Consider the following 19,683-nt stretch of genomic DNA (forward strand, 5'->3'; position numbering starts at 1 on the left):
TCGCCGCTGAGTATATGCCGGTCTCTGGCTTACGCTCACACCGTGACCACGATCACCGTCCGGAGACTCCGCCGCGCACTGCTCGCCCTCGTCGGGCTCGTGGTCGTCGCCGCCGTCGTGCTGGCGGTCGTCGTCGTCGGTCAGGCCCGGCGTCCGCTCCCGCAGACGACGGGGACCATCGAGGTCCCGGGCCTCGACGGCGAGGTCGAGGTACGGCGCGACGAGCGGGGGATCCCGCACATCTACGCCGACACGATGGGCGACCTCATGCGCGCGCAGGGGTACGTGCAGGCGCAGGACCGCTTCTTCGAGATGGACATGCGTCGCCACGTGACCGCCGGGCGCCTGGCCGAGCTCGTCGGCGAGCCGGGTGTCGAGACCGACAAGGTCATCCGCACCATGGGCTGGCGCCGGGTCGCCGAGCAGGAGCTGCCCCTGCTCGCGCCGGAGACCCGGCAGGCCCTCGACTCCTTCGCCGAGGGGGTCAACGCATGGCTGGACGACAAGGGCTCGACCGCCGCCATGGGCATGGAGTACTCGGTCCTGGCCCTCTCCCTCCCGGAGTACAGCGTCGAGGACTGGACCCCGGTCGACTCCCTCGCCTGGCTGAAGGCCATGGCCTGGGACCTGCGCGGCAACTACGACGGCGAGCTGACCCGTGCCGCCCTCGACGGCAAGGTCGCCACGCCGATGATCGAGCAGCTCTACCCGAAGTACCCGACCGACCGCCATGCGCCGATCCTCTCCGGCCAGGAGTGGCGGGCGAAGGGGGCACGACCCCCGTCGTTCGCCGCCTCCTCGCCGTCATCGGACAGGCCGGCCTCGACGCCGCAGGCCCGCTCCGCAGTGGCCGACACCGCGGCGGCGATCGACGCGATCCCTGCACTGCTGGGCAAGGGGCAGGGGATCGGCTCCAACTCGTGGGTGGTCGACGGGGAGCGCTCCACGACCGGTCAACCGCTGCTCGCCAACGACCCGCACCTGGGCGTGAGCATGCCGGGCATCTGGTACCAGATGGGCCTGCACTGCCGGGACGTCGGCGACGCCTGCCCGATCGACGTCTCCGGGTACACCTTCTCCGGGGTGCCGGGCGTCGTCATCGGCCACAACCAGTCCATCGCCTGGGGCTTCACCAACCTGGGCCCCGACGTCACCGACTTCTACCTCGAGCAGGTCACCGACGGGGAGTACCTGCGCGACGGCGAGCTCCAGCCGCTGGAGACCCGCACCGAGACGATCGAGGTCGCCGGGGGCGAGGACGTGGAGATCACCGTCCGCTCCACGGGCCACGGTCCGATCCTGTCCGACGTCGTCCCCGCCGCCGCGGCCGCGGGACAGGACGTCGACGTCGAGGGTCGCGCCACGACCAGCTACGCGGTCTCCCTCGCCTGGACGGCGCTGACCCCGAGCGCGACCGGCGACGCGATCCTGGGGCTGAACTCCGCGACGAACTTCGAGGAGTTCCGCGCCGCGGCGCAGGACTTCGCCGTCCCGAGCCAGAACCTCGTCTACGCCGACACCGAGGGCAACATCGGCTACCAGGCGCCGGGGCGGATCCCCATCCGCAAGGGCATCGGGAACGACCCGCCCGGCTGGTCGCCGGCCCCGGGCTGGGACTCCGACTACGACTGGGACGGGTACGTCCCCTTCAAGGACATGCCGTGGGTGCTCAACCCGGACGACGGCTACATCGTCACCGCCAACCAGCAGGTCACGCCGAGCCGCACGCCCTTCCTCACCACGGAGTGGGACATGGGCTACCGCTCGCAACGCATCGCGGACCTGCTCACGAGCGAGGAGAAGGTCTCCCCGGAGAAGATGGCCCGCATCCAGCTCGACACCCACAACGGGCTCGCCGACGCGCTGGTCCCCGCCCTGCTGGAGGTCGAGGTCGACGACTTCACGCGCGACGGGCAGGACCTGCTGCGCACGTGGGACCGCAGCCAGCTGGCCGGTGACGGCGAGAGCTCCGCGGCCGCCGCGTACTTCAACTCGGTGTGGCGCCAGGTCGTCGAGATCACCTTCAACGACGACCTGCCCGCGGAGCTGCAGGCGGCCGGGAGCTCGCAGTACTGGTTGGCCATCGAGGGCCTGCTGGAGAACCCGTCGAGCCAGTGGTGGGACAACCGCACGACCCCCGGCATCGTCGAGAACCGCGACGAGGTGCTGCGGAAGGCGCTCGTCGAGGCCCGCCTGGAGCTGACCAGCAGGATGGGCAAGGACCCGGAGGGCTGGGAGTGGGGCCACCTGCACGGCGTGACCTTCGCCCACCAGGTCCTGGGCGGCGAGGGCCTCCCCGGCCCGATCCGCTCACTGGTCAACTCCGGGCCCCACCCCGTCGGCGGCAGCTCCTCGACGGTCAACGCGATGGCTTGGGACGCCTCCGAGGGGTTCGCCGTCACCGCCGCGCCGTCGATGCGGATGATCGTCGACCTCGGTGACCTCGACGAGTCCCGGTGGGTGAACCAGACCGGCAACTCCGGCCACCCCCTCAGCGGCCACTACGACGACCAGGTCGACGCGTGGCTCGAGGGGCGCACCTACGCGTGGCCCTCCAGCCGGGAGGCGGTCGTCCGGGCGACCGAGGACACCCTCACGCTCGAGCCGGAGGAGGACTAGCCGGGCGGAAGGGGGTCGGTCGCGCCGGTGACCCCGCCGGCGGTGACGACGGTGGTCACCGGGACGTCGTGCGCGTCCCGCGGCAGCGCCCGGGTGGTGTGCTCGCCCGGGTGGAGCAGCACGAGGACCGGCGTGCCGGCCGGGAGCATCGGCAGCACCCGGTCGTAGCAGCCGCCGCCCTGGCCCAGACGCGTGCCGGTCGTGTCGACGGCCAACGCCGGGATGACGGCCAGGTCGGCGTTGGCGGGCGAGTCGACACCCAGCGGGGTGCGTCCGGGATCGGTCGGGTCGCACCAGTCCAGCCGCATGTCCGGGAGTGTGATCGGCACGAGCACCCGGTGACCTGCGGCCTGCAGCGCCGCGTTGAGCCGCGTCGTCGGCGGCTCGTGGGGGAGCGACTCGTACGACAGGACGGTGCGTGCGCCTCTCCCGTTCCCTGAGGCGCGAGGGGCCTCCGGGCCCGAGCCTCGAAGGGGGGTGGCCCCGGTGATCGCCGCCGCGATTGCCTCGGCGTCGGCGCCGAGATCACGGGAGGCGACCAGCCGGCGTCGGTGCGCCCGCAGGCGGCGGCGGGTCTCTCCCTTCGTCTCCTCGGCGAGGTCCATGACGGCATCGTAAGGTGGCGCCATGGGAGTCGAGGGTCGTGATGAGGCTGTTCGTACGATGACCGAGCGCGGGATCGATCCGCGGGCGATCGCGGTCTTCGAGGACTACTGGCAGCAGCTCGCGGACGGCGCGCAGGGAACGATCCCCGAGGAGACGATCGAGCCGCTCGTCGACGTGCCCGAGCTGGCCGCCATCGAGGTCGACGACGAGGAGCGCCGGGCGGCGCTCGCCAAGGTCGCCGTGGTCAAGCTCAACGGCGGGCTCGGCACGAGCATGGGGATGAGCGGCGCGAAGTCCGCGCTCGTCGCCCGCGACGGGTTGACCTTCCTGGACGTGATCGCCCGCCAGCTGGTCGGCCTCGAGGAGCGCTACGGCTCCCGCCCGCCGCTGGTGCTGATGAACACGCCCCGCACCCGCACGGACTCGCTGGGCATCCTCGAGCGCTACCCCCAGCTGGCCCAGCAGGACCTGCCGCTGGACTTCCTGCAGAGCATGGAGCCCAAGCTCGACGCCGAGACCCTGGCGCCGGTCTCCTGGCCGGAGGACCCCTCGCTCGAGTGGTGCCCGCCGGGCCACGGCGACGTCTACGTCTCGCTCGCCGCCTCCGGGCTCCTCCAGCAGATGCGCGAGGCGGGGTACCGGTACGCCTTCATCTCCAATGCCGACAACCTCGGCGCCACCTGCGATCCCGACATCGCCGCGTGGCTGCTCGCGGAAGGCATCCCCTTCGCCGCCGAGGTCGCCGAGCGGACCCTGAACGACCGCAAGGGCGGGCACGTCGCCGTGCGCAGGTCCGACGGGCGGATCATCCTGCGTGAGTCGGCGATGGTGGCCGACGAGGAGCAGGAGCTCTTCCAGGACACCAGCCGCCACCAGTGGTTCAACACCAACAACCTGTGGGTGGGGCTGGACGAGCTCGACGAGCTGATGCGTGAGCGCGACGGGGTGCTCGGGCTGCCGATCATCGTCAACCGCAAGAACGTCGACCCCCGACGCAAGGACAGCCCGCCGGTCATCCAGATCGAGTCGGCGATGGGCACCGCGGTCGAGGCCTTCGAGGGGAGCGTCGCGTTGCGGGTGCCGCGCACGCGCTTCCGGCCGGTGAAGACCACCAACGAGCTGCTCCTGCTGCGCTCCGACGTCTTCGAGCTCGACGAGCAGTCCCGGATCGTCTCCCGGATCGAGCACGCCGAGCCGCGGATCTCCCTCGACGGCCACTACAAGCTCATCTCCGACTTCGACGAGCGCTTCCCCCACGGCCCGCCGTCCCTGCGCGAGTGCACCTCGCTCGCCGTCGAGGGGGACGTCACCTTCGGCGCGGACGTCACGGCCGTCGGTGACGTGGAGGTCGTCGCCGCCGAGCCGGCGCAGGTCGACGCCGGTGCGCGCCTGACCGGCCGCACCGAGCTGCCCGTGCGGTGACCCGACGTCGGGAGACCGTCCTCACCGGGGCCACCCCGCAGGGTGAGCCGGTGGTCCTGCGTCCGCTGCGAAGGGGGGACCGCCGCGCCTTCCTCGACCTGCGCTCGCGCAACGCCTCCTGGTTGTCGCCGTGGGACCCGACGGTCCCGCCGGGCGGACGGCCGCGCCGGGACCTCGGACGGGACTTCTCCGGCTACGTGCGCGCGCTGGCCCGTGAGGCCAGGTCGGGCACGGGGCTGAGTCTGGTGATCGTCGTCGGGGGCGAGATCGTCGGGATGGTCTCCGCCAGCGGCATCGTCGAGGGCGCACTGCGGTCGGGCAGCCTCGGGTACTGGGTCGGGCGGGAGGCCGCCGGACGCTGGATCGCACCCACCGCTGTCGCGATGCTCGGCGACCACCTGATGGACCCGAAGGGCCGTGCGCTGCACCGCATCCAGCTCGAGATCATCCCTGACAACACCGCGAGCCTGGCGGTCGCGGCCAAGCTCGGGATGCGTGATGAGGGCACCAGACGCTCCTACCTGCACATCGGCGGCAGCTGGCGAGACCACCGCTCGTTCGCCGTCGTGGCGGAGGAAGTCGGCCGGGGAGGACTGATGGCACGTCTGTCACATGAATATCAGCAGTCACAAACGCGACACACCGAGTAACTTGCGCCACGCTGCGTGACTTCCTGCCTAGCGTTGTCCTCGTGCAGCCAAGCAGCTTGATCTTCGTCCTCGTCGTGGCGATCTGGGCTGTCTATCTGCTCCAGTACTGGATCAAGCGCCGCGACCACCTGTCCACGGTCCGGTCGGTCGATCGCTTCTCCGCCGCCATGCGCGTCCTGGACGACCACCGCATGGGGCGCGGGGCCGCCGAGCCGATGCCGCGCTCCTACTCCGTCGCCCCGACCCGGGCCGCCCGCCCGGAGGTCACCGTCAAGCACGCCGAGGCCACGCCCGCCCGTGCCGGGCGGGCCGGCGGGGTGCCGCGCCGACTGCGTGGCCTGACGCTGCTGGCGATGATCACGCTGGTGCCGCTCGTCGCGGTCGCCGCGGTCCTCGGTCCGCTGCCCTGGTGGGCGATCCTCGTGCCGCTGGTCGGTGTCGTCGCGGCCTTCGTCTGGCTGCGCCGCGCCGTCGTCGCCGAGCGCTCCGCCGCCCGCCGTGTCCGCGTCGAGCGTCGCCAGGATGTGGCGCCGCGTGCCGAGCGTCCGGTGGCGCCGGCCCGCCCGGCTGCCCCTGCACGAACCGCTGCGCCCGATGTGGCCCGGCCCGCCGCTCGCAGCACCCGCGTCTACGACGTCGCCCAGGACCAGGATCCGGTCGAGGAGGTCGTCGTCGAGCCGGTGGCCACCGTCGCCGAGCCCGAGCCCGGGACATGGCAGCCGACGCCCGTGCCGCGCCCGATGTACACGATGAAGGCCAAGGCCGAGCGTCGCGAGCCCGCGCCCGTGCCGGCGTCGCCGGCACCCGCACCGGCTGGTGACGTCCCGCAGGTCATCGAGGTCGAGGACGAGGACCTGCCGGCCATCGCCGGCTGGGCCTGAGCCGGGCGACACCCCCCTTCGCCCGCTCGCATCGGGACCACCCGGTCAGGTCGAGTAGGGGCTCTCCCCGGGCTTGATCTCGGCACGCTCCTCGGCCTGCACGAGGTCCTCGGCGATCTCGGCGTCCTCGCTGTCCGTGGTCAGCTGCTCCGGATCGTCCACGTCCGCTGGGTCCGGGTCGAGCAGGTTGTGGCCGACGGCGTTGAGCACTGCCACGAGGGGCACGGCGATCAGTGCGCCGATGACGCCGCCGAGGATGATGCCGGTGGCGATGCCGAGGATCACCCCGAGCGGGTGGACCCGGACGGCACGACCGAGCAGCAGGGGCTGGAGCAGCTGCTGCTCGATCTGCTGCACGGCGACGACGACGCCGAGCATGAGCAGCGCGGTGACCGGTCCCTTGGCGACGAAGGCGAGCAGCACCGCGATGAACCCGGAGACCAGCGCTCCGACGATCGGCACGAAGGCACCGATGAAGACGAGCAGGGCGATGCCCGAGGCAAGGGGGACGCCGAGCGCGAACGCACCGAGCCCGATCCCGAGGGCGTCGACCCCCGCGACCAGGATCGTTGCGCGGGTGAATGCCTTCAGCTGGTGCCACGCGATCGCCCCGGAGGAGAGGACCTTGGCCCGGGCGGCGCGGGGGAAGAGCCGCACGGCCCAGGCCCAGATCCCGGGCCCGTCGTAGAGGAAGAAGAACAGGGTGAACATCGCCAGCAGGAAGCCGGTGAGTCCCTGTCCCAGGGCGGAACCGGCCTGGGTGGCCAGGTTGGACAGGCGGTCGCCCTCGGAGATCGTGGCCCACTGCTCGGCGAACCACCCCGTCAGCTGCGCCTCGCTGAGCCCGAACGTGCTCTCGACCCACGTACGTGACTGGGACAGTCCCTTGGTCACCTGGTCGACGATGTCGCCGACCTGGGTCGCGAACTGGTTGCCGACGTAGCTGAAGAGCGCCACGATCCCCGCCAGGGTCCCGAGCACGGTGATGAGTGCGGCCACGCCCTTGGGGAGGATGATCCGCAGCCGGCAGAACAGCGGCTCGAGGAGGGCGGCGAGCAGCAGCGCGACGACGACGGGGATGACGACCTGGGCCAGGATCGTGGCGAGCTTGAGGGCCGCGACGATGGCGACGGCGATGATCAGGGAGCGCCACGCCCACTCCGAGAGGGCCCGCACGGTCCCCGGCACCGCGGTGACGCCGTCGTCGGACTCGGGCGCCGTCCGGATGACGATCGGCCGGTCCTCGCGACGGGCGGGGAGACTCGCCAGCCGCCGTGATGGCCGCGGCAGCCCGAGTCCTCTCAGGCGGCGCTTGGCGGACATGCGGCTCCTCGGGGTCGGGTGGGCTCGACTCTAGTCCGCGGAATTGTGGTGAGGGGCAGGGGCGGTGTTATGGTTACCGACGTTCTTGGGGCTGTGGCGCAGTTGGTAGCGCGTCTCGTTCGCAATGAGAAGGTCAGGGGTTCGAATCCCCTCAGCTCCACCACTGAAGATCCCCGGCACAGCAGCGAAAACGCTGGTTCTGTGGCCGGGGTTTCTCTTTGTCATTCCGACCTCGCCTCCCGATCTGCCCCCCGGGTGCCCCCCGACGGTGCGTTGAGCCGCTCCAGACCGGCCCGATCGGCACCCGTACCGAGGAAGTGCAGGTACCGGTTCGTGGTCGCGATCGACTCGTGTCCCATCCACGCCTGGACGGTGCCCGGGTCCACGCCGCGGCTCAGCCAGAGGCAGGCCGCCGTGTGTCGCAGGTCGTGCACCCGACGGCCCTGGCCGGTCGTCGGCCAGTTCAGGCTGCGGAGGACCGCCGAGCGGTGCAGCTGGGCGCCGCGCTCGGTCGTGAAGAGCAGATCCCGCTGGTGCTTGCCCTCGCTCAGGTGCTGGACGATCGGCAGCACCCGGTTGGCCAGGGGGACCCGTCGGGATCGCCGGCCCTTGGTGCCCTTGATCGCGTGGCCCTCGGGCTGGGAGCGGCGCACCAGCAGACCCGGCGTGGGCACCTGCATGACGTCCTCGACCCGCATCGCCCGGGCCTCGGCCCAGCGCAACCCGGTCCACGCGAGCACGAGCATCAGGTCGGCCAGGTGCGGCGAGATCGCGGTCCACTGGGCATGTGCCGCCTCCAGCGCCTCCTCGCTGAAAGGGTCCATCTCCTCGACCTCGCCGGACTGCTTGGGTACACGCGCCCCCGTGACCGGGTTGGCCACGACGATCTTCTCCCGCACGCACCAGGCGAAGAAGGAGGACAGGCTGGCCCGGAACCGCTGAACGGAGCTCTCCGCCAGACCGTCCGCGAGGAGCGCCTCGAACGAGCGCGCGACCTCCCGCCCGGAGACGGCGGACACGTGCAGCGCCAGCATGCTCGTCGGCATCAGGCGCAGCAGGTCCTGGTCGCTCCGGTAGGTCTTGGCGGCGACGGTCGTGGACCGCACCTTGAGCCACTGGGCGACGAGGACGCGCACGCGTTGCCGGCCGGCGCGGGGGTCGACCCCGCCGGCCAGTGCCGCCCGCTCGCGGGCGAGCCATCCCTTCGCCTCCCGCTGGGTGTCGAAGACCTTGCTCGCCACATCGACCCGGCCGCTCTTCAGCTTCGCGCGGAACCGACCGTTCGGCAGCTTCTGCACGCTCACGCCGCGCTCCGCTTCACCCAGGCGGCCACGTCCTCCCGCTGGTAGCGTGGGCTGAAGGGGGTCAGCCACGTCACCCGTGGCCCGTGGCCCACCTGTCGCCATCGGCACAGTGTCGACGGCGAGATCTGCAGCGCCTCTGCGACCTCCGCGGTGGTCAACAACCGCTCGAGCGCCGGTGTTGGTTGGTCCTGCATCTGTTGCTCCATCATCGTCCCCTCGTGTCTAGCGCATCTCGGTCCCTGCGGCGTTCGGCTTTCCACAGGTCGTACTCGCGGTTGCGGGCTGCGACCGCCAGGGCGAGGGCTTGTTCGAGGTGGTCGCGCCAGCCGGTGCCGACGTAGGCCCAGGTTCCGATCACCTGGGTGGTCTCTTCTGCGTCGTCGGCGAGGAGGCGGGCTTCGAGGTCGCGGGTGTCGAGGGGTTGGCCGGTGCGGCGGGACTCGGCAGCCAGGGCCTGCCACCGCGAGCGGGCACGACGCAGGGCGCCGAGGGTGATCGAGTAGCGGCGGGACTTGGTGCCGAAGTGGCCACGGAAGCCCAGGCAGTGCACCCACTTGCCCATCCGTTGGTAGTCGTGGTCCTGGTCGTGGAAGGTCGCGGCCCGGGCAGCCATCTCCGCGCATTGCCGCCGCAGGGCGAGGATGTGCGGGCGTTGTTGGCCGTGGCCGTGCAGGCCGGAGGAGTCCTTGGTGGAGTACTTGGCCAGGTATCCGGCGACTTGGTCGGGGGTCAGTGGGCCGGTCGGGTCGTCGGTGCGCGAGCCGGCACGGACGGTACGCACGTCGACCTGGGTGCCGAAGACCAGCACTCGTGGGGTGTCCTCGTGGTCGACCGGCTCGGCGATGGTCGTCACGGTCGGGACGACCCGGTGGACGAGGGCTGCGAGGGTGTCGCCGTCCAGTGATGGGGGAGCGGGCGAACCGGTGCCGCCGGCGGCGGGTCCGTCGAGGCGGATCAGGGCGTGGAAGTGGATCAGGCCGCGTGCCTGGTGTTCGGCGACCTTGGCGTACTGGATCGACGCGTGCTCGTCCAGGCGGGAGTCGGGGACGGCCAGGTGGTGGGCGACGGCCCGGCGGAAGGCGATGGTGAAGCGTCGCCACAGCTCGGGGGCGTGCCACTGCCACATCACCGCAGACGCGGTGTCGTGGCACTGGAAGCACAACGGCGCGCCGTTGACCTCGTCGTCGCGATCGTGGATGCGGGTGCACCACAGCGGCCGGCCGTGGGGGCAGCGGCTGCGGTCGTCGCGTCGTCGTGGCCGGCACGCGCGTCCTTTCCGGTGGCCGTGGACGGGTCCGAAGGATGGGGCGGTGAGGGTGACGAACAGCAGCGGGTTGTCCCGCACCTGCTCGGGGACGGTCTTGCCGCCGGCGACCCCGGCATGGATGAGGGCGTAGGTGTCACGGGCGTAGGTGCGTGAGCAGGACGGGCACACCGAGGCACGCCGGTTGCCGCACGCGCGGTGCAGCACCCCGAACGGCAGGTCACTGGCATCAAAGGAAGAGACGATCTCGCCCGTGGTGGTGTCGACGGTGACCGAGGACCCGGCCAGCCGGACGGGGTGGGCGCAGTTGCGGGTGGTGCCCAGGGCCTGGGAGAAGTCGTCCATGCTCCCGTCGCGCATCCGCTGGGCGATCAGCTTGGCGTTCTCGGGGTGGTTGAGGTCGGGTATGTCCAGCGGCGCGTCCTCCCCGAAGCCGGGAAAGCGGTCCTCACCGGCGGCAGGGGCAGGCGTGTCTGTGGTGGCCACGGTCCCCTCCCCAACCAAAGAAGGGTGTGCCACGCGGACCGGAGTGCGGCTCTGGGATCCGCGCGGCACACCCAGACTGTGGGGTGAGCGGCGATGCCTGGTCACCGACGTTCCAGAGCCGCTCAACGCCGGGCACACCGAAGGGGGTGCGGGTGCGGATCCAGTTCAGTGAGTCTCTGTCGCGGCTATCGGTGAGAGCGAGCCGTCAGGCCCGAGAGGGGAGCCGACCCCCGGGGATACTTCCCGTCCATGTGTGTGCGTCTGTGATGATCCGCACCAGCCACGTTGCCCCCCAAGGGGGCCCAGTCCCACTTTCGCGGAGATCCTTGACGCAAACCTGACTCTTTCCTAACGGTCCCCGAGGCTTGGTCGCGTCTGCCCACGTCGACCGGCTTGATATGTGATTGGAGCGATCGGGTGGCTGCACGAGCGCGGCAAGTCCCCTCAGAGGATCGATCCGAGGTCTGACCCGACGGTGGGGTAGGCGGCGGTCATTGACTTCAGCTGACGGGTGGTCAGCTCGAGCTTTATGGCCAAGCCCAGGAAGTTGATCAGCTCGCCGTATCCCGGGCCGAGTAGGTGCGCCCCGAGGATCTTGTCCGTGGCTCGCTCGACGAGGATCTTGGTGGCTGCAGTGGTCTCGCCGATCCGGTAGTTGGAGAACCAGCTACTCGTGTCGCGGTAGCGGACTTCGACGTCGAGGCCGTGGTCGTGGGCGTCTTGTTCGAGCATCCCCACTCGGGTGAGTTCAGGGATCGTGAAGACCGCAGTGGGCACCCCGGCGTAGTCGGGTGCGGTCGCGGTCCCCTTGAGCATGTTCGACGCGGCAACTTTGCCCTCGAACACCGCTACCGGTGTCAGTGGCATCCCGGGGCTGCTGGCTGCGTCGCCGGCGGCGTAGACCGCCGAGTTGCTGGTGCTCCGCAGATCAGCCCCTACCCGCACTCCACGTTCGTCCCACTCGATCCCAGCGGCCTCGAGGTCAAGTCCGTCCAGATTCGGTACCCGGCCCGCGCCCTGCACGACAAGGTCGAACTCCACCGTCTCGGGCTGGCCAGACCGTTCCATCTCGACCCGGTAGGAGGCAGCGGACTTCTCGATGGCGGTGATGGTGCTGGAGCGCCACAGCCCGACTCCGGCATCAGCGCCGCGGCTGATGAGGAGCTCGACCAGGTCGGGGTCGAAGGCCTTGAGCGGTCGGGGCCCGCGGTCGAGGATGACCGGAGTGCTGCCCGCGCGCGCCGCGATGTGGGCGAACTCGAAGGAGACGAAGCCACCACCGACGAACAGAATCCGCTCTGGCAACTCGGGAAGGTCCATGAAGTCTGTGCTGTCGATCAGGTGCTCATGGCCCGGAAAGGCCAGTGGGCGGGGGCGGGCGCCCGCGGCAATCAGAAAGTGTGCCGCCTCGTACGGAGTGCCGTCGACCGTGAGTGTGTTTCGACCGGTGAACCGTGCCTGTCCGTGCAGTGTGTCGACGCCATTGCCCGCGAGGCCATCCTCTATGCCTGCTGGCACCGGGTCGGTGAACCCGTGCTTGTGCTTCACCAGATCCGCCCAGTTGATCGACAGATTGGCGTCGTCGATACCCTTGCCGCGCATCAGGTGCGCACTGTCGATGATCTCGGCACCCCGGCGCAGGATCTTCTTCGGGTCGCACCCACGCAGAGCGCACGTGCCGCCGTACGGCAGCGCGTCGACGATCGCCACGTTCCACCCCGCCGAGGCGCACTTATTGGCCGCTGCCACGCCGGCCATGCCCGCTCCGATCACCATCAAGTCGTAGCCCCGCATCGTCATGCCACCGCCACGTCGAATTTTGCTCGAAGCTGCTCCATCGTGGGCGCCCCCGCCAAACCGTCCGGTGTGGGGTACAGGCGGCAGGACAAGCCCACTTCCGCACCTGGCCCGGCGAAGACGTCGACCCCGCCGACCAGGATGCTGGGCGACCCGTGGAAGCCCAGCCTTTCGGCCTCATCCACGGTCTCAACGCGGCGCCGGGTCACCACAACATCAGGGCGCTCGACGGCGATCGCGGCAAGCCGCTGATCGGCCAACTTCCAGTTCGGGCAGTCATCGAAGTACAACAAGGCGACGTCCATGCTCCGACGGTAAACGTTGTACTGTACTAGAAGGTCAAGGCTGGAGGTGGACGACATGTTGATCGGTGAGCTCGCCGACGCTGCCTCAGTGAGCAGCCAGACCATCCGGTTCTACGAACGCAAAGGCCTCTTGCCCCACGCCGAACGGAGCACCAACGGCTACCGCGTCTACGACGAATCCACGCTGGTCAGGTTGCGCTTCATCCGCGTGGCCCAAGGCGCCGGTCTCACGCTCTCCGAGATCCGCAGCATCATCGACCTCCGTGACGACGGCACAGCGCCCTGCGAGCACGTGGGCGGACTCATCAACACCAAACTCTCCGACGTGCGGGAACGGATCCGGCACCTTGCCGGGCTACAAACTGAACTCGAAACACTGCACGAGCGCAGCCAGCAGCTGAATCCCGCTGACTGCACAGACGACCACATCTGCCACGTACTCTCCACAGGGACCTAGCCTCAAACGCTCGGATTCGGCAGCCACAAGGTGCCAATCCCGGGCGTCACTGTGGCGCGCCAGGCGGGGGATGTGAGAACTTTCTCTACTGACTCAAGGCGGCGACTCCGTCAACGCTGGCCGCCCGCTTCGCGGGCGCCCGCTGCGCATGCGGCCTGGCGGCCGTTCTCGCGGCCGCCCTATCGCGATCGGCCAGGCATGACGAAGGCGCCCCGGTTCAGTACCGAGACGCCCTCACCCTTCGATCCGCCGACCCGTCGCTACACGATCCGTCCTCCACGGTCACGGATCAAGCGGCCAGTGGTTGCACCATCCGGGACGCGCTCCGCGCCTGCGGCCCATGCCTTCCCGAGTCGATCGCCGCTTGATCCGAGCCCGCTCCGGCCGGGGCTGCTCCGCTATCGGGTCGGCGGCTCTTCGTGCCCCCCGGATGCCCCCCGAGCGGATGGCGACCGCCAGTAGGTGCAATGGATTGCAAACAACCGTGCCAGATCCTCGGGGCAGGACAACCCCGGATTGCCTTCGCAATGAGAAGGTCAGGGGTTCGAATCCCCTCAGCTCCACCACCGAAGATCCCCGGCACAGCAGCGGAAACGCTGGTTCTGTGGCCGGGGTTTCTCGTTGTCATTCCGACCTCACCTCCCGATCTGCCCCCCCCCCCCCCGGGCGCCCCCGACGGTGCTTCGAGCCGCTCCGGACCGGCCCGATCGATCATTCGAGATGGCTCCGAAGAGTTCGGCGCGGACGCGATGTTTCTCGCTCCTGAGGTGGAACGCGCCTATGGGTTCAGTGGTGAGTGATCTTGGGCCAGGAGGCGTGTGAGGGCCTCGGTCCGTGGGGTCATCCCGAGGTCCTTGGTGGTTGGCCATTCGTCGATTTCGACTCGCGCGAACTCGATCCACCGTTCGATCGTCTTGAACATGTCGATCTGGAAGGTGGCGAAGAGCACGGAGAGGTGTGTCCGTTGTGGGAATGGGTGGCCGCCGTCGAGGTAGGAGCCCATGAGTTCGACAATGGCCTGGTGGTGAGCGCCGATGTCGTCCTCGAACTCGTCAAGGGCTCGGAGCGCGTCTTCGCGTGAGCCGTGGTCGGCGAAGAGGAGCCTCAACAGGGCCTCAACTTCGAAACGGGGCGGCTCGGTCCGGGTGGTCGTCCACTCGGTGAGGGCTTGGCGTCCTTCTCCGGTGATTGTGTACACGTTGCGGGTTCGGTTGCCGCTGTCCTCTTGGTGGACCGTGGCGTATCCGAGTTCGACGAGCTTCTTGGGTTCGGAGTAGAGAAGTCGCTCGGATTTGGGCCAGGCGTAGCGAAGGCTTCGTTGGGCTTGGCGGGTGAGTTCGTAGCCGGTCCAGGGTTTGAGGTGCAGGAGGCCGAGGACTGCATAAGAGGACGGGGTCAATCTTGGCGACATACCTTGACCATACTGCAAGATGCAGTATAGATTAGTGCATGTTGCAGTAGTTCGGTTCGACCCGAACTATCCCTCAACGGCCGCCGAAGGCCTGAGGATGGGAGAACAACATGGAAATCGACCGGCACATCGAGGCTCTCCAACTGGAAGCTCAGCTCTTCGCTGGCGCTGCTCGGCGCACCGATCTTGATGCGCCCGTCTCATCCTGTCCCGGGTGGGATGTGCGTGACCTCGTCCGACACCTCGCCGAAATCCACCTTTGGGCTGCTGCGCAGGTGGCCAACCGCGCCGCGAAGATGTGGGTCGATGACCTCTCCGAGTTGTCGGGCTATTGGCCTGATCTCGCAGTCTTCTGGCCCGGCGACGCCGAGTTGATCGACTGGTACCTCGAGACGAACCTCAACTTGGTTCGTGAGCTCACGTCAGCTCCAGTCGACCTCGAGTGCCGGACGTTCCTGCCCGCCCCCTCCCCGCTTGCGATGTGGGCTCGACGCCAAGCCCACGAGACCGCGGTCCACCGCTTCGATGCCGAGTCCGCGGGCATGACCCCGACGAGCTTCGACCCCGAGTTCGCCACAGACGGAATCGACGAGCTGCTCGCCTCCTTCGCTCCCCGGGGTACCAGGTTCTCGATCGACAGTCCCGGAACGATGGCTGTCCACGCGAACGACACCGACACTCGATGGCACGTCACGATGGCCCCGAACGGAATCACCTCCACTGGAGGAGGGCATCCCGCCGACGTGACTCTCATCGGCCCGGCATCGGAGCTGTACCTGGCCCTGTGGAACCGAGGTGACGATTCCACGATCGAGGTCGTAGGCAACCGAGACGTTCTCGACACCTGGCACAACGGCCATCGCGTCCGCTGGTCGCGAGCACGGGTCCAGAAGAGAGAGAGGGAACGAAGATGAAGAGCAAAGTCCAAGACCTTCCGATCGCCCACGAGGCCATCGGAGAGATGTTCCGAGGGACGGAGTGGGGTGGGACGACCAGCGCGTACATGCAGTATCCGGCCGGCCTGGACTTCGGGCCGTTGCTCGAGGGGCTGGAGCGCGATCATTGTCAGTGCCCGCACTGGGGATTCCTCATCGAAGGCAGAATCCGCGTGAACTACGAGGACGGAACTGAAGAAGCAGTAGGCCCGGGCGAGATCTACTACTGGCCCTCAGGTCACACCATTGTTGTCGAGGAAGCCGTCAGGATGGTCGAGTTCAGCCCTCATGACCAGATGTCGCAGGTGCTCGCCCACGTCGTCGGCAGGCTGTAGGAAGGCACCGCGGAGGCCCCCCGAACGTCACGGCCATCGCACACGAAGGGGGGCTCCGCAGTCCGGTCTGCGCCTCGCCGCAAGCCGGTCCGTGGTCGGGGCGGGTGCACGCCGGGTGCTTCGGCCTCCGATCGTCATTGCGGTTGGCCGTGGCGCGACCATGCTGGGCGAACCATGGATGGGAGGAGTCGGTATGAGCCCCAGCGAGCACATCGGCCAGGAGTTCCACGCGTTCGACTTCTCACACGACCGGCGCACGTATGAGGTCTTCCGCAGTGGCTCGGGGCCAGCGGTTCTCGTGCTCCACGAGATCCCCGGCCTGCATCCGGGCGTCATCGACTTCGCCCGTCGGCTCATCGCCGCCGGGTACACCGTGTACTTGCCGTCCCTGTACGGGCGCCCCGCAGCCCCGGCGAACGGCCGCGAGGTCCTGCGGTCGATCCTGCAGGTCTGCGTGGCACGCGAGTTCACGAAGTTGGCCGACCGCACCAGCCCCGTCGTCGGGTGGCTGCGGGCACTCGCAGCGTCGGCCCACCGTGAGTGTGGCGGTCCCGGGGTCGGTGTGGTCGGGATGTGCTTCACCGGAGGTTTCGCGCTGGCGACCGCGCTCGAACCGTCGGTCCTCGCGTCCGTCATGAGCCAGCCGGTCATGCCCGCGCCGATCGGGAAGCGGGGGCGTGCCGCCCTGGGCCTCGATGCGCAGGATCTGACCACCATCACGGAACGGGCGAATGACGGACTCCGCGTGCTCGGGCTCCGGTTCACCAACGACCGCGGCTGCCCTCCTGAGAGGTTCGAGACCCTGCGGGCGACGCTCGGGACGTCCTTCGAGGGGATCGAGATCGACTCTTCGCCGGGCAACGCGGCCGGCATCGCGCCATCAGCCCACGCGGTGCTCACGGTCTCCCTCGTCGACGACCCGGGTCGCCCTGGACCGGGTCCTCGCGTTTCTCGCCGAGCGGCTGCGCCCTTGAACGCCCTCGCCGCGTGCGCGATGGCGACGAGCAGGGTCCGGTCGCGACGGGTCGAGATCCCACGAGGTGTCGACACGGCCCGTCCATGACGTCAGAAGGTCAGGACGTCTGCCTCGACGGGCCGGTCTCGGCCCGGTGTAGCCAGCGCAGGTGCTCGTGGTCCCCGAGAAGCTCGATGCGGCGCCACAGGACGCTGCCGGGCACGGCCTGACTGGGGTGACATCCGACGGCCTTGTTCTGCAGCGATCGGTCGACGGTGATCACGAGGTCGATCTCGCTCTCGTCGTACCCGTCGAAGGGGGCCCCGTACTCCTCACGCAGTGTCGCGGCGACGGTGGCTGGGACGGTCCAGCCGAGGACCGGCAGTGCGAGGTCTTCTGCGGCGCGGATCGCGGCGGCGGTCGCGTGGGCGTGGTCGGCGTGACCGGTGACGCCGGTGAGGTCGAAGCCGATGATTCCTTCGGCGTCGATGTGGCGGGCGGCGGCGACGACGTGCGTGGCGAGCTCGTCGAGGCCCACCTCGGGGAGTCGCCCGTCGGGGTAGGCCAGGAGCGTCACGTCGTGGAGCCCGAGCGCCTCGGCGGCAGCGGTGAGCTCGTGGGCGCGGAGCTCGGTCAGGTCGCCCTCGACGCCGTGCAGGGTGGAGGCCTCGCCGCGGGTCAGGCACAGGACCTCCACCCGGGCCCCTGTCTCGGCGAAGGCAGCCAGGATGGCTCCGAGCGCGAACGACTCGTCGTCCGGGTGAGCGACGACTGCGAGCGCCGAGCGCCACGGCGGCAGCTGTGTCTGCGGCATCAATCCTCCTCTTCGGATGGGACGGTCAAGCGGCGCCCGTGTCCACCAGCAGGCCGGCCACGCGCCACTCCAGGACCCCGTCGGCGGCTCGCCTGGCTCGGCGTCCCTCGGCGTTCAGCAGCCGGACGGCGTCGTGAGCGAGCACGCAGTACTGGCCGCGGCAGTAGGCGACGATCTCGCGGTCGCGAGGCAGCTCCGCCAGCCGGTCGGAGAGCTCCTCGAGCGGGACGTGCAGGGCGCCCGGGAGGTGGCCCCCCGCGTACTCCACGTCGGGGCGTACGTCGAGCACGACCACATCCCCGACATCGAGACGCCGGAGGAGCTCCTCGGTGTCCACGGCCTCGGTGTCGCCGGGACCCAGGTAGGCGCGACGTGCGACCTCGGTGTGGGGCCGATGGGCCTGGGCGACCCGCCGGAGGTGCTCCCACAGTCCCGCGACGTCGTCACCGGCGAGCGAGTAGTAGATACGCTTGCCCTCCCGACGAGGATCGACCAGACCGGCCTCACGCAGGGACTGCAGGTGGGTCGAGCAGGTGCTCATGCCCACCGCCGCCGCGTTGGCGAGGTCCTCGACACTGCGCGGACCTTGGGCCAGGAGGTCGAGGAGCTCGAGGCGCTTGGGGTTGCCGAGGACCTTGCCCACTGCGGCGAACTCGGCGTACAGGGCCTCCTTGGCGGCGCGCTCACCCATCCTTGGTCTCCTCATCCTGCGTCGCCGCGACCGCCAAACCGTGGTGTGTCTCGTACATGCGTATGACGACCACCAGCGCCGAGACGACACTGACCGCCGCTGCGACCCATACTGCCGTGCGCAGGCTCCAGAGATCAGCGACGACGCCGCCCATGAGTGCTCCAACTGCATAACCGAGGTCGCGCCAGACCCGGTAGACGCCGACGGCACGGCCGCGCCAGGCAGGATGCGCCACGTCCCCGATCGCCGCGAGGAGGGTCGGGTAGACCATCGCCGTGCCGGCGCCGAGCAGGATCGTGCTGGCGGCCCACAGGCCGAACGAGTCGGCGGCGGCGATCACCGCCAGCGCAGTCGCTTGGGTGAACATGCCGAGGGTGATCAGATGCTTGCGTCCCCACCGGTCCGACAGGGCGCCGGTGAACAGCTGCCCGACGCCCCACACGCCGGGGTAGAGCGCGAACAGCACCCCGATCTGGCCGACCGGCAGCCCCGAGCCGGCGAACAGCAGCGGGAACAGTCCCCACGACAGGCCGAAGTTGAGGTTGTTGACCAGGCCCGCCTGGCTGGCCGAGGACAGGGCCGGCTCGCGGAAGCTGGTCTGGGTGAAGACGTCGCGATTGCTGAGCTCGCTGTGGAGGTGGTCGTGCCTGCCGTCGGCACGCGGCACGTGCGTGGCCGCCTCGACCTTCGTGTGGTCACGGGTCTCCCTCACCGCCAACGTGGACAGACCGAGCGCAAGCGCCGTGTAGGAGAGGCCGAGCAGGAAAGGCGCCGGCCGCAGGCCGTACTCCGCAGCCAGGTAGCCGGCCGCCATCGAGGTGACCGCGACCGCGCCGTATCCGGCCCCCTCGTTCAGGCCCATCGCCAACCCGCGCTGCTTCGGCCCGACCAGGTCGATCTTCATGATCACCGTGGTGGACCAGGTCAGGCCCTGGTTGATGCCCAGCAGCACGTTGGCCACGACGACCCAGCCCCAGCTCGGTGCCCAGATGAGCATCAACGGCACCGGGATCGCGAACAGCCATCCCGCGATCAGCACGGGCTTGCGGCCGTAGCGGTCCGACCAAGTGCCGGCGAAGTAGTTGGCCGTCGCCTTGGTGATGCCGAAGGCGACCACGTAGGTGAACATGAAGGTGTAGCCGGTGAGTCCGAACTCCTCCTCGGCGAGCAGCGGCAGCACGGTCTGCTGCTGGCCGACCATGCCGCCGACGAGGGCGTTGATGGCCACCAGGATCGTGAACTGGGCCGCGTTGGCCCGCAGCCCGAGGGCGATCGGCCGGCGGCTCTCGTTGGCGCCGGTGCGGGTCATGAGCTCGGCGCTCTGTTGACGTCACCCACGTGACACCTCCAGAAGGTGGAAGACGGATCGAGGTGAGAATACGTCATTGTATGAAATGATGAAGTGAACGTGATTCATCGACACCTCCG

Annotated in this window: 19 protein-coding genes and 1 tRNA gene; 9 read left to right on the forward strand and 11 right to left on the reverse strand. The window is 69.4% G+C overall.

Going from position 1 to position 19,683, the window contains the following annotated elements; translation table 11 throughout:
* The first annotated feature begins 42 nt into the window (after window positions 1–42).
* Window positions 43–2,619 (forward strand): penicillin acylase family protein, encoded by a 2,577-nt coding sequence (locus tag O9K63_RS14635; RefSeq protein WP_277239008.1) that lies wholly within the window; start codon window positions 43–45, stop codon window positions 2,617–2,619.
* On the opposite strand, the gene O9K63_RS14640 is transcribed toward O9K63_RS14635, so the two are convergent.
* Window positions 2,616–3,224 carry a 5-formyltetrahydrofolate cyclo-ligase gene (locus tag O9K63_RS14640; protein WP_277239010.1) on the reverse strand — a complete coding sequence of 203 codons (609 nt, stop codon included), beginning with the start codon at window positions 3,222–3,224 and terminating at the stop codon, window positions 2,616–2,618. The two genes, O9K63_RS14635 and O9K63_RS14640, sit on opposite strands and share 4 nt — an antisense overlap.
* A gap of 58 nt (window positions 3,225–3,282) precedes the next feature.
* On the opposite strand from O9K63_RS14640, the gene O9K63_RS14645 reads away from it, so the two are divergent.
* Genes O9K63_RS14645 through O9K63_RS14655 form a run of 3 tightly spaced genes read left to right on the forward strand, consistent with a single transcriptional unit; the run spans window position 3,283 to window position 6,178 of the window.
* Window positions 3,283–4,647 carry a UTP--glucose-1-phosphate uridylyltransferase gene (locus tag O9K63_RS14645; RefSeq protein ID WP_277239011.1) on the forward strand — a complete coding sequence of 455 codons (1,365 nt, stop codon included), beginning with the start codon at window positions 3,283–3,285 and terminating at the stop codon, window positions 4,645–4,647.
* A complete protein-coding gene (locus O9K63_RS14650; RefSeq protein ID WP_277239013.1) occupies window positions 4,644–5,297 on the forward strand; it encodes a GNAT family N-acetyltransferase in 654 nt (217 codons plus the stop codon). The genes O9K63_RS14645 and O9K63_RS14650 overlap by 4 nt, the downstream gene beginning before the upstream one ends.
* Window positions 5,298–5,338: 41 nt before the next feature.
* On the forward strand, window positions 5,339–6,178 hold the full coding sequence (locus O9K63_RS14655; protein WP_277239015.1) for a hypothetical protein: 840 nt from the start codon (window positions 5,339–5,341) through the stop codon (window positions 6,176–6,178).
* Between the two features lie 45 nt (window positions 6,179–6,223).
* Here O9K63_RS14655 and O9K63_RS14660 read toward each other — a convergent pair whose 3' ends face one another.
* Entirely contained in the window at window positions 6,224–7,501 is a 1,278-nt protein-coding gene (locus O9K63_RS14660) for an AI-2E family transporter (protein WP_277239016.1), read from the reverse strand.
* A gap of 87 nt (window positions 7,502–7,588) precedes the next feature.
* Here O9K63_RS14660 and O9K63_RS14665 point away from each other — a divergent pair.
* Window positions 7,589–7,664 (forward strand) — tRNA-Ala (locus tag O9K63_RS14665).
* Window positions 7,665–7,722: 58 nt separating this feature from the next.
* On the opposite strand, the gene O9K63_RS14670 is transcribed toward O9K63_RS14665, so the two are convergent.
* The 5 genes from O9K63_RS14670 to O9K63_RS14690 form a co-directional block, all read right to left on the reverse strand.
* Window positions 7,723–8,805: a tyrosine-type recombinase/integrase gene (locus O9K63_RS14670; RefSeq protein WP_277239018.1), complete on the reverse strand. Its 1,083-nt coding sequence runs from the start codon at window positions 8,803–8,805 to the stop codon at window positions 7,723–7,725.
* The gene (locus O9K63_RS14675) at window positions 8,802–8,999 is read right to left on the reverse strand and encodes a helix-turn-helix transcriptional regulator (RefSeq protein ID WP_277239020.1); all 198 of its coding nucleotides are present in this window, start codon (window positions 8,997–8,999) and stop codon (window positions 8,802–8,804) included. Before O9K63_RS14675 ends, O9K63_RS14670 begins: the two co-directional genes overlap by 4 nt.
* Window positions 9,000–9,010: 11 nt before the next feature.
* On the reverse strand, window positions 9,011–10,555 hold the full coding sequence (locus O9K63_RS14680) for a replication initiator (RefSeq protein ID WP_277239022.1): 1,545 nt from the start codon (window positions 10,553–10,555) through the stop codon (window positions 9,011–9,013).
* Window positions 10,556–10,999: 444 nt separating this feature from the next.
* Complete coding sequence (locus tag O9K63_RS14685; protein WP_277239024.1) at window positions 11,000–12,355, reverse strand: dihydrolipoyl dehydrogenase family protein; 1,356 nt, start codon at window positions 12,353–12,355, stop codon at window positions 11,000–11,002.
* A complete protein-coding gene (locus O9K63_RS14690) occupies window positions 12,352–12,657 on the reverse strand; it encodes a thioredoxin family protein (RefSeq protein ID WP_185220908.1) in 306 nt (101 codons plus the stop codon). Before O9K63_RS14690 ends, O9K63_RS14685 begins: the two co-directional genes overlap by 4 nt.
* 55 nt (window positions 12,658–12,712) lie before the next feature.
* On the opposite strand from O9K63_RS14690, the gene O9K63_RS14695 reads away from it, so the two are divergent.
* Window positions 12,713–13,114, forward strand: a complete 402-nt coding sequence (locus tag O9K63_RS14695; protein ID WP_277239026.1) for a heavy metal-responsive transcriptional regulator — start codon at window positions 12,713–12,715, stop codon at window positions 13,112–13,114.
* A gap of 778 nt (window positions 13,115–13,892) precedes the next feature.
* Here O9K63_RS14695 and O9K63_RS14700 read toward each other — a convergent pair.
* Window positions 13,893–14,525: a PadR family transcriptional regulator gene (locus O9K63_RS14700; protein WP_277239028.1), complete on the reverse strand. Its 633-nt coding sequence runs from the start codon at window positions 14,523–14,525 to the stop codon at window positions 13,893–13,895.
* 110 nt (window positions 14,526–14,635) lie between these two features.
* Between O9K63_RS14700 and O9K63_RS14705 the strand changes: the two genes are divergently transcribed.
* From O9K63_RS14705 to O9K63_RS14715, 3 genes are all read left to right on the forward strand, one after another.
* Window positions 14,636–15,439 carry a maleylpyruvate isomerase family mycothiol-dependent enzyme gene (locus O9K63_RS14705; protein ID WP_277239030.1) on the forward strand — a complete coding sequence of 268 codons (804 nt, stop codon included), beginning with the start codon at window positions 14,636–14,638 and terminating at the stop codon, window positions 15,437–15,439.
* Window positions 15,436–15,795, forward strand: a complete 360-nt coding sequence (locus O9K63_RS14710; protein WP_277239032.1) for a hypothetical protein — start codon at window positions 15,436–15,438, stop codon at window positions 15,793–15,795. Before O9K63_RS14705 ends, O9K63_RS14710 begins: the two co-directional genes overlap by 4 nt.
* A gap of 193 nt (window positions 15,796–15,988) precedes the next feature.
* Complete coding sequence (locus O9K63_RS14715; RefSeq protein ID WP_277239034.1) at window positions 15,989–16,858, forward strand: dienelactone hydrolase family protein; 870 nt, start codon at window positions 15,989–15,991, stop codon at window positions 16,856–16,858.
* Window positions 16,859–16,868: 10 nt separating this feature from the next.
* On the opposite strand, the gene O9K63_RS14720 is transcribed toward O9K63_RS14715, so the two are convergent.
* The 3 genes from O9K63_RS14720 to O9K63_RS14730 are packed head-to-tail and all read right to left on the reverse strand — an operon-like array spanning window position 16,869 to window position 19,564.
* Window positions 16,869–17,564, reverse strand: a complete 696-nt coding sequence (locus O9K63_RS14720; protein ID WP_277239035.1) for a PIG-L deacetylase family protein — start codon at window positions 17,562–17,564, stop codon at window positions 16,869–16,871.
* A 25-nt stretch (window positions 17,565–17,589) separates the two neighbouring features.
* Window positions 17,590–18,255, reverse strand: a complete 666-nt coding sequence (locus O9K63_RS14725) for an ArsR/SmtB family transcription factor (RefSeq protein WP_277239036.1) — start codon at window positions 18,253–18,255, stop codon at window positions 17,590–17,592.
* On the reverse strand, window positions 18,248–19,564 hold the full coding sequence (locus tag O9K63_RS14730; RefSeq protein WP_277239037.1) for an MFS transporter: 1,317 nt from the start codon (window positions 19,562–19,564) through the stop codon (window positions 18,248–18,250). Before O9K63_RS14730 ends, O9K63_RS14725 begins: the two co-directional genes overlap by 8 nt.
* Between the last annotated feature and the right edge of the window lie 119 nt (window positions 19,565–19,683).

Origin of the sequence: Janibacter cremeus, from assembly GCF_029395675.1 — a bacterium.
Taxonomy (GTDB): domain Bacteria; phylum Actinomycetota; class Actinomycetes; order Actinomycetales; family Dermatophilaceae; genus Janibacter; species Janibacter cremeus_A.

Bases quoted from the DNA above. Each gene is read 5' to 3' on its own strand.
- O9K63_RS14690 (WP_185220908.1), bottom strand. From the start codon at position 12,657: ATGGACGTCGCCTTGTTGTACTTCGATGACTGCCCGAACTGGAAGTTG.
- O9K63_RS14695 (WP_277239026.1), top strand. From the start codon at position 12,713: ATGTTGATCGGTGAGCTCGCCGACGCTGCCTCAGTGAGCAGCCAGACC.
- O9K63_RS14660 (WP_277239016.1), bottom strand. From the start codon at position 7,501: ATGTCCGCCAAGCGCCGCCTGAGAGGACTCGGGCTGCCGCGGCCATCA.
- O9K63_RS14640 (WP_277239010.1), bottom strand. From the start codon at position 3,224: ATGGACCTCGCCGAGGAGACGAAGGGAGAGACCCGCCGCCGCCTGCGG.
- O9K63_RS14705 (WP_277239030.1), top strand. From the start codon at position 14,636: ATGGAAATCGACCGGCACATCGAGGCTCTCCAACTGGAAGCTCAGCTC.
- O9K63_RS14730 (WP_277239037.1), bottom strand. From the start codon at position 19,564: ATGACCCGCACCGGCGCCAACGAGAGCCGCCGGCCGATCGCCCTCGGG.
- O9K63_RS14710 (WP_277239032.1), top strand. From the start codon at position 15,436: ATGAAGAGCAAAGTCCAAGACCTTCCGATCGCCCACGAGGCCATCGGA.
- O9K63_RS14685 (WP_277239024.1), bottom strand. From the start codon at position 12,355: ATGACGATGCGGGGCTACGACTTGATGGTGATCGGAGCGGGCATGGCC.
- O9K63_RS14700 (WP_277239028.1), bottom strand. From the start codon at position 14,525: ATGTCGCCAAGATTGACCCCGTCCTCTTATGCAGTCCTCGGCCTCCTG.
- O9K63_RS14675 (WP_277239020.1), bottom strand. From the start codon at position 8,999: ATGCAGGACCAACCAACACCGGCGCTCGAGCGGTTGTTGACCACCGCG.
- O9K63_RS14725 (WP_277239036.1), bottom strand. From the start codon at position 18,255: ATGGGTGAGCGCGCCGCCAAGGAGGCCCTGTACGCCGAGTTCGCCGCA.
- O9K63_RS14645 (WP_277239011.1), top strand. From the start codon at position 3,283: ATGACCGAGCGCGGGATCGATCCGCGGGCGATCGCGGTCTTCGAGGAC.
- O9K63_RS14720 (WP_277239035.1), bottom strand. From the start codon at position 17,564: ATGCCGCAGACACAGCTGCCGCCGTGGCGCTCGGCGCTCGCAGTCGTC.
- O9K63_RS14715 (WP_277239034.1), top strand. From the start codon at position 15,989: ATGAGCCCCAGCGAGCACATCGGCCAGGAGTTCCACGCGTTCGACTTC.